This window comes from Actinomyces viscosus (genome assembly GCF_900637975.1).
In the GTDB taxonomy this organism is placed as follows: domain Bacteria; phylum Actinomycetota; class Actinomycetes; order Actinomycetales; family Actinomycetaceae; genus Actinomyces; species Actinomyces viscosus.
In genome coordinates this window covers 1157672-1169747 of the sequence record NZ_LR134477.1, presented here as the reverse complement: position 1 = coordinate 1169747, position 12076 = coordinate 1157672, and the positions used below count along the sequence as shown (strand labels likewise).

Here is a 12076-nt window from a genome sequence, read left to right as displayed (position 1 = left end):
TCGCGCGCACCCTACCGCCCAGGATGCTCAGGCTGCTGCCAGTGCTTGATGACCCCGCGCAGCGCGGTGGCGAAGACGATGCCGGTGGCCGCCAGGTAGGGGCCGTAGTGCTGACGGGTGATGGGCCCGAGCGGCTTTCCCAGCGTTTTGACGAGGGCGGTGGAGGCTGCCATACGAGCCGCCCGTTCCCCGGCCGCGTGGACGATGACCGCGGGCAGAGGCAGGTCACGGCGTCCGGACTCGGCGGCGAAGAGCTTCACCGGGATCCCGGTGAGTGCCTGCTTCCAGTAGCCGGAGGGACCTCGGCTCAGATAGCGGGAGGTGGCCGCCCTCATCGCCGGTGTGGTCCATGGCGCGGGCGGACGGTAACCGGCCCGGGTGAGCAGATGAGTGAGCGCCACCCCGGTGACCGATCCCGCCACGACCATCGCCGCGCGGCGCCACATCCGCTCAGGGTGGGTCAGGCCCAGCCACACCTGGCTCATCTCCGCCATGATCGGGAAGGAGACGGCCTCGGCCATGCCCCAGACGAACATCACGGCGTCTCCCCGTCCGCCCTCCATCCCGGTGCGCAGCACGGTGAAGACGTCCGAGACCGGTTCGGGTCTGCGCGGGCGTCTGAGCATCTCCACGATCTGCGCACGCGCTCGGTCACTGACCGCTTCCACATCGTCGCTGGGAGCGATCGGTTCCCCCACCCGGACCTCGACGGGGGAGTAGTGGGGGAGCCCACTCTTCTTCGGCATCATCTCGCGCGTTCCCACCAGCGCAACCGGAAGCACGGGGATGCCGAAGTCTCGTGCGAGCCGGGCGGCTCCCGAGTGGAACCGGCCCATCTGCCCATCCGTGGAACGGGTGCCCTCGGGGAAGATGAGGATGCTCATGGACTCGGCGACCCGGTTGGCCAGGCTCCCTCGCAGCTCCTCGTAGGCGCCCTCGCCATCGCGTCGCACCGGGTAGGCCCCCAGCAGGCCCCTGGCCACGAGGCGACGCAGACGACTGGAGAACCAGTAGTCCTGGGCGGCGACCGTGACCACCCGCATGAGGGTGGGGGAGGCGCTCATCATGGCGATCGTGTCGGCATGGGAGCCGTGGTTGGCGACGACGACGTAGGGACCGTCGGCCTCGAACTCGCCCTCGACCCGCACGCCCCCGAACGGGGCGATGGTGGCCGACCAGAAACGCTGACGCAGCACCGCCCGCCAGGTCACTTTCTGGGGTGTTCGCACGATTGATCGCAGACGACGTCCGGCTGAGGCGAGCTCGGCGGGACCTGGCACTGAGGGCATCTGAAGTGGCATGTCAACTGCCTTTCCGTGGGAGTGTGGGCGATGAAGGAGGAGCGGTGGCGTTGATGCGGGACAAGGGGGAGTCGGGCGCAGCAGGAGCGGCGCAGGGGACATGCGGTCACCCGAGAACAGCGGCCAGAGGCAGGACCAGGAGCAGGGAGTCGACGCGGTCCAGGAGGCCTCCGAACCCGGGAAGCCAGGCGCCGGCGTCCTTGACCCCGGCGGTGCGCTTGACGAGGGACTCCAGAAGGTCCCCCAGCACTCCGCCCAGGCCGACGGCGATCACCAGCCCGGGTGTGATGTGCCCCAGGAGGGTGAGGATGAGTACGGCCCCGATGACGGCGCCCACCAGTCCACCGAGCGTCTTGTTCGGGGACAGGGGGGGGACAGCGGGCGACGTGCCCAGGCCATCGGGCGCAGGAAGGTGCCGCCGGCCCACGCGGCCACGTCGGCGGCCGCGGCCGCGAAGGCGATGAGAAAGGCGTCATGCCACAGGATGACCAGGTGTGCCAGGGACCAGGGGATCCATATCGAGGAGAAGCCGGCCACCGTCGCGCGTCTCAGGCCGTGCTCGGCGTCGCCGGCCAGGACCGCGGGCACGGCGCACACGAGCACCATGAGCGGGGCGAGCGCCATGAGGCCAGGGCGCAACCAGGCGGCCAGCGGATAGCCCACCGCCATCGCCGCCAGCATGATGGTCTCCGCCCTGGGCAGGCGAGTGAGCCGGGAGAGCTCGCGAACCGCCTGGAGCCCGAGGGCGGCGGCGAGCAGCGCCGTCGTGCCCCGTCCGACCCAGATGGGGATGCCGACCGCCGGGATGATGATGGCCCACGTGGTCCAGCGGCGGCGTAGCTCCGCCTTGCGGGACAGGGCCACGCCGATGCCGGCCAGAAGCAGGATCATGATGGCCGTGGCCGCAAGGAACACCGCCCGACCGGTGAGAACCCACCCCGCCCCGGGAACGGTCACGGTCCACGAGCGGCTGCCGCCCACGAGCCAGTCGATCACTCCGCCGCCGTGGGTCTCGTTGCCGGCCCAGACGCTGACTGGGGTACTCACGACCCGGCTCCCGCGTCGGTGTCGCCCTCACGAGCCTCACGTCCGATACGGGCGATGTCCTGAGGCGGCGGTGGAGCCATGGTGTCGGCCATGGCCGGGCCGGTGCGTCCGGCGAGCGCGGTGGCGGTGCGTGCCAGCCGCAGACAGGCCGTCAGCACGGAGCCCACGATGATGACCCAGGCGATGATCGCCAGGTACTGGGGGAGAGCCGCAGCCACGACCGCCGCCAGGCACCGCTCGGTCTTGCCGAAGGGACCGCCGTTGAGTCTGGTGGCGCCCGCACCGGCGGCAGCCAGGGAGACGAAGGTCGGCAGCGTCGCCGCCGCCAGCGCGATGAGGGTCAGGTAGACCGTATTGGTGGGTGAGCCCGTGCGCAGGGCGAGTCCTACCAGGCCCGCCATGATGAGAAGGTCGGAGACCCGGTCCCCGATCTCGTTGAGGACGAAGCCGAAGGGCCGTGATACCCCGCGCGCCCGCGCAACAGCGCCGTCCAGGTTCGCGCCGCCGAGCCGGGCGGCCAGCAGGACGAGGGCCAGGGGCCACCAACCCATGACCAGTGCCCCGCAACCCAGCGCAGCGGCGATGACGCCGACGGCGGTCCACACGTCGGGCGAGATGCCGCGGCGCACCGAGGCCTGGATGATTCTCCCCAACCGGCGGGTGTACCAGTACTTCAACGAGTAGAGCGATGCCACCGCAACAGGTTATCGAGGCGCCACCTCGAACGTGCGCGATTGGTCCGGAACGCACTGGGGAGTAATACCCCTGTGGCAGGACGCGCTACGGTGAGCGTTATGAGCAGGTCTTCTCATCAGGTTCCAGATCAGGTCCCAGGACCTCAGCCTGGGGGCGCGCACAGGCCCGACCCTGAGGCGCCCCAGCTGGCGGCGGCCATGGCGGCTCGGAACAAGCTGGAGCGTCTTCTCGCCGCCCCCTCGCCCTTCGCCGACGACGACGGAGCGGCCCGCCCGGAGGTGAGCAGCGCGCTGGAGGCCTCCGACCTGCCCCGTCACGAGTACCTCGATCGGCTGTGGGCGGCGCTCGTCGGCGGCCGGCTGATCGTCCCGGTGGCCGCCCACGCCCATCCCGGCCGCCCTGAGCCGGGTGGGCCACAGGCCGTGAGCCTGTCCCAAGGGGAGTCTCCCGAGGTAGCGGCTCACGAGGTGCACGTCGCCGATGCCTGCCAGGACGCGGCGACCCTGGCGGTGGGCCTGCCCGACGGCCATATCGCCCTGCCGGTGTTCACCAGCGCCGAGGCGATGAGCCGGTGGCGCAGCGACGTGCGTCCTGTGCCGGTCTCGCCCGAACGGGCGGCGCAGGTGGCCTGCCTGTCCACCGACCAGCTGTGGGTGCTCGACCCCGGTAGCCGGGACCTGCGTCTTCCGCGCCCAGCCGTCGTGGCTCTGGCCGGGGGAGAGGAGTGGGTGCCGTCGTGGCGCAACGAGCAGGTTCAGGCCGAGGTGCGTGCCCAGCTCGAGGAGGTCGACGGCGTGACCGGGGTGGCCTTCGGGCCCGGCGAGGGCGCCGAGCTGCGGGTCTTCATCCGTATCGACGCCGCAGACGGTCGGGCCGGCGTGGCCCGCAGCCTGGAGGGCTGCCAGTACGTCATGGTCAACCCGGCCTGGGGCGACCTCATCGACACCGTGGAGCTGTGCCCGCTGCCGGCCTGACCCGGCGCTTTCCGCAGCTGCGGGAATGACGCCCGAGGGAGGTCAGGAACGTCCCAGAATCGTGGAGCTCCACTGCTCGACCTGACCGTAGTGGTCCTCCAGCGGACCGGCCACCTGGTCGAAGCGGGCGACGACGTCGCGCAGGGACTGGGCATCCTGCTCGCGTCCGTCGTTCTGCGCGATCCGGGCGGCGGCCTCGGCGATCGCACGGACCTGGGCGAGGTCCCGGGTTGAGACCACCACTCGGCCGGGACCTGGGTCCCTGGTGGTGCTCCAGTCAGTCCCCGCCTGACGGGAAGGGGAGGAGTCGCCGTCGGTCTCGCTGTGCGGGTCCGAGGTCCTAATAGTGTTCCATTCCATGGGTTCGGAGCGTAAGGCATCTGATTTGACCAAGCCACTGAAAATATGTGTGTTGCAATAGTGCCGATGACCACTATGTCGACCGCTTCCTCCCAACCTCAGCCAGGTAGCGCGCCAGTTCCCGGCAACCGGCCGGATTCCGCCGACGGCGTGGTGAACACCACCCTCACGCGAGAGCCTGCTGGCGGCGCGGGCCAGAGCCTCTCGGCGGGTCGTGAGCCGCTGGTGAGCGCCCGCGGGCTCAGCGTCGGGTACAACGATGAACCGGTCTGCGCTCCTGCGACCTTCGACCTGCTTCCCGGCCAGGTCCTGGCGCTGGTCGGGGTCAATGGGGCAGGAAAGTCGACGATGCTGCGCACCTGCTGCGGGCTGCTGCCCCCGTTGGCCGGCGAGGTACGGGTGCTCGGGCACGTTCCGGACCCGCGCTCGGGCGCTCAACGAGCCGCGCTCGCCACCGACCTGGGGCAGGAGTCCTTCTTCCCCACACTGACCGTCGCCGAGCACCTGCGGCTGGTGTGCTTCGGCCATGGTGTCGCCGACGCCGATGAGGTGGTCGGCGGGCTGCTGGAGGACCTGGAGCTGACCCGGCTCGCGAGCCACCTGCCCGAGGAGCTCTCCTCGGGGCAGCGACGCCGTCTCGCACTGGCATCGGTCCTGGCGCGTCCTCGCAGGCTCCTGGTCCTCGACGAGCCCGAGCAGCGGCTGGACCAGGTGACCCGGCTGCTCCTGGCCGATCGTCTCATCGAGGAGCAAGAGGCCGGCGGGGGAGTGCTCATGGTCTCCCACGACCCGGAGATCGTGGAGGAGGCCGCCACCCACGTGCTTCTCGTGGGACGCGACACCCGGATCCTGAGCGTGGCCGACGGCGTTCGCGCCATTGAGGAGGGCCTCCAGTGACGCCGGCGGGCTCCTCGGGGACGCCGGCCGTCTCGACCGGGCCGGGGACCGTGCTCTTCCCCGACGGAGCCGATCTGCGGCGGTGGACCGCTCGACGTACCCGCAGGCACCGCCGCGGCGTGTGGGCCCTCGTGGGAGACGTCTACACCGGGCTTCTGACGGCCGCAGTCGTCGTAACGATCCTGGCTCCCTACCTGCGCCGGTTGGTCGACGCGCCGCCCTCCTCCCCGGCTGCGGGCGCGGTGCCGGCCGGTCCCGGCGCCCTGGGCCTTGATCCGGGGTGGCTGGTGCTGGCCCTGATGCTGCTGCTCCTGGCGCTTGGGCTCGGCCCGCTCAGCCGGCTCGGGCCGCTCTTCCTGCGTCCCCACGAGGCCGCCTGGTGGCTGCCCATGCCCGGTGAGCGGAGCACTCTCCTTGTGCCGGTGGCCCGTGTCGAGTACCTCCTGGCGGCCACTGCGGGTGCGGTGATGGGCCTGCTCCCGGCGCTCGTGTCCGGAGGCGGATGGGCTGCCGTCACAACGTGGCCGGTTTTGCTGGCAGCCGGGCTGTCCCTGGTGCTCTCCGAGCTCATTAAGGCGCAGGTTCAGGGCCACGGCGTGGCGCGCCTGCGCCGGCTCCTGATCCTGCTCGGGGCGGCGGCGTGCCTGGCGGGGACGGTCCTTCCCTTCCCTCACTCGGCCCGCGGGCACATAGTGGTCGCGACCTCGGCCGGGGCGCTGGTCGCCGCCGCGGTGCTTGGCTGGAGGCGGGCGCGAGCTGGTCTGGGGCGGGTGCATGACGCCGCCCTGCTCGACGTCGTCGCCCGGTCCTTCGGCGCCCACGTCTCCCTGCTGTCGCTGGACACCCGCGCCATGGGACGCCTGCTCTCCCCGCCGTCGGTACGGCCCAGTGGTCCCGACCCGCTGCGGTGGGCCCGCCTCGCCGGCCGGCTGCCCCGGCCCGTGGGGGTGATGGCCTGCGTGGCTCAGGCGGACTGGCTGCTGCTGCGTCGTCAGCCCCGGCGGCTGCTTCAGCTGGGGGCGGGGCTGGCCATTGCGGTACTGCCCCTGCTGTCGGAGTCCATCGGCAGCCCCATGCGTGCCGTCGCCTATCTCAGCGGCGGCTGGATCGCGACCCTGGCCGTTGCCGAACCGGCCCGTCAGGCCTGGTTCGACGGTGGCCCCGACTCCGCCTGGCCAGCACCGCCCTGGGTGGTCCGGGTGGGGCACCTGCTCGTGCCGGCAGCCTTGATGAGCGCGTGGTCCCTGCTGAGCCTGGTGCCCGCCATGGCTGCCCTCGGCGCCGCGGCCGCATGGAAGGACCTCGGGGTCGTGGCCGCCATGGCGCTCCTGAGCGGCTGGGCCTGGGCAGGGGCGGCGCTGCGCTCCGGGTACCGGACGATGCCCGACTTCGCCGCCGGACTCGTCACCTCACCCATGGGCTCCCTGCCGCCCGGGCTGGTGCAGATGCTCACGGCGGGCCCCGACGCCGCACTCGTGGGAGGGCTGGCCACCGCCCTCGTCGCCAGTGCCGTCTCCGTGCCGACGACGACGGTGCTTGGTATCCAGGGCGTCGCCAGCGCCGTCGTCGTCCTGTGGGGGACACGGACGAACCGCTGGGCATCCTGACGCTCTGAGGCACCCCATACGTGGGGGGACTCACGTCGGTGGTGATGAAGACGTCTGGGAATCGTACCGACGCACTGGTAGCATTCCTCACTGACCAGCCGGGGTTCGCCCCGGTGCGCAAGCGGAGCGATCCCACCTGGGTTCCTTTCGGGAATCGGGTTCATGCAAGGGCTGTGAGCCCTTCGCGGTCACCTCCCGGCCACGTCCGGGAGGCAATCGTGCTCGTAACGAGGCCTCCGACCTGTGCAGCAGGGACGGGGGCCTCTCCTCGTTCCGCAACCATCCGTGACTCAGAGTGAGGAACCGACATCAGCGAGCCCCGTATCAACGAACGGATCCGCGTTCCCGAAGTGCGTCTCGTCGGCCCCAGCGGCGAGCAGGTCGGCGTCGTCCGTGTGGAGGACGCCCTGCGTCTGGCTGAGGAGGCCGATCTCGACCTGGTCGAGGTGGCCCCCGACGCCCGCCCTCCGGTGTGCAAGCTCATGGACTACGGCAAGTTCAAGTACGAGTCGGCCATGAAGGCGCGCGACGCGCGACGCAACCAGGCAAACACCCAGCTCAAGGAGATCCAGTTCCGCCCCAAGATCGATGAGCACGACTACGCCACCAAGCGCGGCCACGTCGAGCGATTCCTCAAGGGCGGGGACAAGGTCAAGTGCATCGTCCGCTTCCGAGGCCGAGAGCAGTCCCGGCCCGAGCTCGGGATCAGGCTCCTCCAGGGCCTGGCCGAGGAGATGGCCGAGCTGGGCACCATCGAGTCCCACCCCCGCCAGGACGGCCGCAACATGGTCATGGTCCTGGCCCCGGTCCGCAAGAAGGCCGAGGTCAAGTCCGATCAGCGCCGCCGTCGCGAGGAGGCCAGAGCCGCCCGCCGTGCCGAGAAGCACGCGGGCCGTGCGCCCAAGGGCGCCAAGACCTCTGCGAGCGAGGAGCCTGCCGGCGAGAAGGCCTGAGAGCGCCCCCATGGCGCTCCCGACACTCACCTGACACCAACGACCCACCCCCTCGCCACCGTGAGCGGGGTCCGCAGTCCCGGCGACTACCCGTCTTCCAGGGACCGAGAAGAGGAAATTACCCATGCCGAAGAACAAGACGCACTCCGGTGCCAAGAAGCGCTTCCGGGTCACCGGCAGCGGCAAGCTCATGCGCGAGCAGGCCAACAAGCGCCACCTGCTGGAGGTCAAGTCCTCCCGCCGCAAGCGCAAGCTGTCCCAGGACCAGCCGGTCGCCCCGGCCGACGTCCGCCAGGTTAAGAAGCTGCTCGGTCGCTGACCGCCCAACCCACCAAGGAGTCTCACCATGGCACGTGTGAAGCGGGCTGTTAACGCCCAGAAGAAGCGTCGTTCCGTTCTCGAGAAGGCCTCGGGCTACCGCGGCCAGCGCTCGCGCCTCTACCGCAAGGCCAAGGAGCAGGTCACCCACTCCGGCGTCTACGCCTTCCGCGACCGTCGCGCCCGCAAGGGCGACTTCCGTCGCCTGTGGATCCAGCGCATCAACGCCGCCGCCCGCGCCGAGGGCCTGACCTACAACCGCTTCATCCAGGGGCTTGGCCTGGCCGGAGTGGAGATCGACCGCCGTATGCTCGCCGAGCTGGCCGTCAACGAGCCCGAGGGCTTCAAGGCCCTCGTGGAGGTGGCTCGCAAGGCCCTCCCCGAGGACGTCAACGCCCCGAAGGCCTGAGTCGGTCCGGCCCTCGCAGTACAGTTACCGAGTCCTCGTCACGGAACCTGAAGCGGTTCGTGGCGAGGATTCGGTGTTCTTGCCGACCGCTCACGTAGGCTGACCGCATGAGTCATACCTCCTCCGCCGGTCCTGATGAGCTTCTCGACGACTCCGCCGAACTCCCTGTGGCTCGCGGGCCGCGGCGCCGCACCCTCAGCGAGGGGCCGGCCGCCGGCCACGAGGTACTCACCAACCCCGGCTCGGCCCGCATCTCACGCGTGGCCGGGCTGACCCGTCGCAACGCCCGGACCAAGCACCGCCGCTTCCTCGCCGAAGGCCCCCAGAGTGTGCGCGAGGCCGTTCACCACGCTCCCGAACGCGTCCTCGACGTCTACCTCACCGAGGCCGCTGTCGAGCGCCACGGCGAGATCTGGGAGGAGGCGGTCGCTGCCGGGCTGTACGTCCACGTCACCAGTGAGCAGGTCATGGACGCCATGAGCGCCGATGCCCAGGGCGTCCTCGCCGTCGTCGCCACCCAGGAGGCCACCGGTTCCGAGGCACTGGCCGCCGCCCTGGAAGGAGCCCGGCTCGTCGCCGTACTCACCCAGGCACAGGACCCCGGAAACGCCGGCACCATCATCCGGGCCGCCGACGCCGCCGGAGCCGACGCCGTCGTCCTCGTGCGCGGCAGCGTGGACCCCACGGCACCGAAGGTCGTGCGCTCCACCGCCGGCAGCCTCTTCCACCTGCCCGTCGTCACCGGTGTGGCCCTCGACGACGCCGTTGCCGCGCTCCACGAGGCCGGGCTCACCGTCCTAGCAGCTGATGGACGTGGCGACTTCGACCTCTTCGAGGCCGAGTCCCTCCTGGGCGCCCCCAGTGCCTGGCTCTTCGGTAACGAGGCTCACGGACTTCCCGAGGAGGCGCTGAGCCGTGCCGACGCCGTCGTCTCCATCCCCGTCTATGGCAAGGCCGAGTCGCTCAACGTCGCAGCCGCAGCCACCGTCTGCCTCTACGCCAGCGCCCGCGCACAGGCCTGAGGCGCAGCTCGCGAGGCAGCTAGCCAGTCAGTCGCGGTAAAGCTGCCAGCAGTCTCAGAGCAGCTCGCAGATCGCCTCCGCCGCCCGGCCCGGTCCGTCCAGTCCCTCCATCAGCTCGGCCATGCGCCGGGCGCGCGAGCGCATGACGTCGTCGGCCAGCGCCTCGTGCACCAGGCTGGCCCAGTCGGCCTTGCGCGCCTGGCTCTGGGAGACGAGCCGGGCCGAGCCGAAGGCCACGCAGCGCTGGACGTTGAAGCGCTGCTCGAGCTGCAACGGGATCCCGATGAAGGGCCACCCCTGCGCACAGCTGGTCTGGACGGTGCCTTCACCGCCGTGAGTGATCGCCAGGTCAACGGCGTCCCCCAGCTGGTGCGCCGGGATCCAGTCGGTGACATGGACGTTGAGGGGAAGGGTGTCCAGGTCCTCATCCCTGATGTGGGAGCGCACTGGTGCCAGTACCTGGCATCCAGACCGCCCCAGCCCCCGGAGCACATCGAGAACGAGGTCGCGGTTCCCGGACGATCCCACGGCGAAGTACACCAGGGGCTGAGGGCCGGCGGCCAGGTCGGCGACGATCTCGGGGACCTCTCCGGGCAGGTGCGCGTACACCGGTCCCACCAGTCGGTGACCCTCGGGCATCTCCAGCCACCCGGGCAGCAGGTGCGGGGCGCTGGCGATGAGGTTCAGGTCCGCGGTCAGTCCGGCGAACAGCCCCTGGGGCAGTGAGACGCCGTTGGCCATGGCCACCTGGTGGAAGGCGCGCGACAGGGGCAGACGGGTCCCTACCGTGTGGAGCAGGTGGGCGGCCGCGTCGTCGACCAGGCACTCCTCGGGGGTGGTGCGAGGCAGGAACCCGGTGGCGCCCACCTTGCGGGCCGCCTCCAGATGCGCCAAGGAGTAGGCGAACGGCCGTACGAAAACCAGTGGAACGCACTCGGCCCGCGCCGAAATAAACTGGCTGGGAGTTACTCCGATGACGACGGCATCCGGACGCAGGCAGCGCAGCAGCACCCGCTCGCTCGCGACCCGCTGGGCGAGCATCTGCGCCGTGAACGGATGGTGCAGGCTGCGTCCCTGGTCAAATGCCAGCGCCAGCCGCCCCTCCTCATCGCTCAGGTAGGGGGTGAGCAGACGGAACTCGAAGCCCGCAGCCTTGATGTACTCGGAGTTACGTCGCGAGAAGCCTGCAAAGACGCACTCCACGTCTGAAGGCATCCGGCGGGCGACCTCGATGGCGCGGGTCACCTCGGCGAAGTTGAATGTCTCCGGAGCGAAGAGGACCCGGGACGTACTTTTACGCGCAGTCACCGCGCGTCCGGTGGTGCCTTCAGGCATGATCAGCTCTCCTTCTGAGAGCGAGGGGTACGGCAGGGCGGTGATCCCCTCAACATCTCTCTTATTGCACGCCATGTACAACTGGAGGAGAGGTTAGCACGTTTATTCTTACACAGATGCCATTCTTACGAGGAGGTTGGAAAGCCGGAAAAATATATGCAAGGTGGATTAAGTGGATAGGAGGTCGTCTGCGCGTGATTCGTGGAGCGGCTCTCGCCAGTGCTTCGGCCGAGGCCTTCAGCGACCGCTCGTCAGACCGTAGGAGTGGGAGGGGGTGTGGCGGAGGCGTGCTCAGCGGTGGGATCAGCGTCCTCGTCGGCTCCCTGTCGTGCCTGGGACACCAAGCTTCGCAGCGCCTGAGCGGACATGTTCGTGATGGTCTCCTGGCTGATCTCAGGGTGGTCCAGCCAGGCCAGGCACAGGGCGATCATCGTGTTGATCCACACCTTGGCGGCGAACATGGCGCGTTCATCGGGCTCCACTCCCAGGAACATGAGGACAAGGTGCTCGTAGCGCTCGAAGCTGGTGGCTAGGGCCGCCGCGATCTCGGGGTCCTGGTCAAGGCCCCCGGTGTGCAGGGCCCGGAAGCTGCTGGGCCTGGCTCTCACGTAGCCCGCAAAGATGGAGATCGCCGCTTCCAGGGTCGGTTCGATCTGCTGCTCCACCAGGCCGTGAAGGTGAAGGATCTCGTGCTCCACAATGGCGCGGGCGAAGGCGTTCTTGGAGGGGAAGTAGTGGTAGAAGAGCGTGCGCGAGACGCCTGCCCGCTTGATGATCTCGTTGACGTGAGTACGGTCAAGGGATCCTTCTGCGAACAGCTCGACTCCGACTCTCACCAGCTCCTCGCGGCGCTGCTCGGGCTGGAGTCGGCGGCGCGGATCGTCTGTGTTCGCGGGGCTCATGCGGATGAGACTACGACCGGACGGTCGACTTGCGCGGTTAGGCGCTCTGTACGGCGTGTGACCATCATCCCAGAGGTGGCGCGCCGGTGAGACTCGGTTGACGTCTCGGATGCGGGCGGTGCTACTCTTCCTGACGAAAGGTCAGAACTGCGGCAACCTGTTGTCTGTCTTGTCTCCGAGCGCTCCTCATGGGCGACCACGGGCCTCAAGGGATCGCAGGGACTTTTGAACCGGCATTGTCGAGGTCGGAGCCAA

The 12076-nt window shown here is 69.7% G+C and carries 12 protein-coding genes and 1 pseudogene; 7 read left to right on the top strand and 6 right to left on the bottom strand.

Annotation, left to right across the window (positions count from 1 at the left end; all coding sequences use genetic code 11):
- Window positions 1-11 precede the first annotated feature (11 nt).
- The 3 genes and pseudogenes from EL340_RS05195 to EL340_RS05185 all read right to left on the bottom strand — a co-directional run bounded on the left by EL340_RS05195 (window position 12) and on the right by EL340_RS05185 (window position 3043).
- Window positions 12-1301 (bottom strand): lysophospholipid acyltransferase family protein, encoded by a 1290-nt coding sequence (locus tag EL340_RS05195; protein ID WP_126413727.1) that lies wholly within the window; start codon window positions 1299-1301, stop codon window positions 12-14.
- A 106-nt stretch (window positions 1302-1407) separates the two neighbouring features.
- Window positions 1408-2348 (bottom strand): annotated as a pseudogene (locus EL340_RS05190) (phosphatidate cytidylyltransferase).
- On the bottom strand, window positions 2345-3043 hold the full coding sequence (locus EL340_RS05185; RefSeq protein ID WP_126413726.1) for a CDP-alcohol phosphatidyltransferase family protein: 699 nt from the start codon (window positions 3041-3043) through the stop codon (window positions 2345-2347). The pseudogene EL340_RS05190 and the gene EL340_RS05185 overlap by 4 nt, the downstream one beginning before the upstream one ends.
- 198 nt (window positions 3044-3241) lie before the next feature.
- Between EL340_RS05185 and EL340_RS05180 the strand changes: the two genes are divergently transcribed.
- Window positions 3242-4018, top strand: a complete 777-nt coding sequence (locus EL340_RS05180) for an SseB family protein (protein WP_232023231.1) — start codon at window positions 3242-3244, stop codon at window positions 4016-4018.
- Between the two features lie 42 nt (window positions 4019-4060).
- Here EL340_RS05180 and EL340_RS05175 read toward each other — a convergent pair whose 3' ends face one another.
- Window positions 4061-4378, bottom strand: a complete 318-nt coding sequence (locus EL340_RS05175) for a hypothetical protein (RefSeq protein WP_126413725.1) — start codon at window positions 4376-4378, stop codon at window positions 4061-4063.
- A 150-nt stretch (window positions 4379-4528) separates the two neighbouring features.
- Here EL340_RS05175 and EL340_RS05170 point away from each other — a divergent pair, with 150 nt between their 5' ends.
- From EL340_RS05170 to EL340_RS05145, 6 genes are all read left to right on the top strand, one after another.
- Window positions 4529-5275, top strand: a complete 747-nt coding sequence (locus EL340_RS05170; protein ID WP_232023230.1) for an ABC transporter ATP-binding protein — start codon at window positions 4529-4531, stop codon at window positions 5273-5275.
- The gene (locus EL340_RS05165; protein WP_126413723.1) at window positions 5272-6882 is read left to right on the top strand and encodes a DUF6297 family protein; all 1611 of its coding nucleotides are present in this window, start codon (window positions 5272-5274) and stop codon (window positions 6880-6882) included. The genes EL340_RS05170 and EL340_RS05165 overlap by 4 nt, the downstream gene beginning before the upstream one ends.
- Window positions 6883-7232: 350 nt before the next feature.
- A complete protein-coding gene (gene infC / locus EL340_RS05160; protein WP_232023229.1) occupies window positions 7233-7835 on the top strand; it encodes a translation initiation factor IF-3 in 603 nt (200 codons plus the stop codon).
- Between the two features lie 124 nt (window positions 7836-7959).
- Entirely contained in the window at window positions 7960-8154 is a 195-nt protein-coding gene (rpmI, locus tag EL340_RS05155) for a 50S ribosomal protein L35 (protein WP_003780493.1), read from the top strand.
- Window positions 8155-8181: 27 nt separating this feature from the next.
- Window positions 8182-8562 (top strand): 50S ribosomal protein L20, encoded by a 381-nt coding sequence (gene rplT / locus EL340_RS05150; RefSeq protein ID WP_003780489.1) that lies wholly within the window; start codon window positions 8182-8184, stop codon window positions 8560-8562.
- A gap of 107 nt (window positions 8563-8669) precedes the next feature.
- Complete coding sequence (locus EL340_RS05145; protein ID WP_126413721.1) at window positions 8670-9584, top strand: TrmH family RNA methyltransferase; 915 nt, start codon at window positions 8670-8672, stop codon at window positions 9582-9584.
- Between the two features lie 54 nt (window positions 9585-9638).
- Here EL340_RS05145 and EL340_RS05140 read toward each other — a convergent pair whose 3' ends face one another.
- Both EL340_RS05140 and EL340_RS05135 read right to left on the bottom strand, forming a co-directional pair.
- Window positions 9639-10919, bottom strand: a complete 1281-nt coding sequence (locus tag EL340_RS05140; RefSeq protein WP_126413720.1) for a glycosyltransferase — start codon at window positions 10917-10919, stop codon at window positions 9639-9641.
- A 251-nt stretch (window positions 10920-11170) separates the two neighbouring features.
- Window positions 11171-11821, bottom strand: coding sequence for a TetR/AcrR family transcriptional regulator (locus EL340_RS05135; RefSeq protein WP_126413719.1), 651 nt, complete (start codon window positions 11819-11821; stop codon window positions 11171-11173).
- Between the last annotated feature and the right edge of the window lie 255 nt (window positions 11822-12076).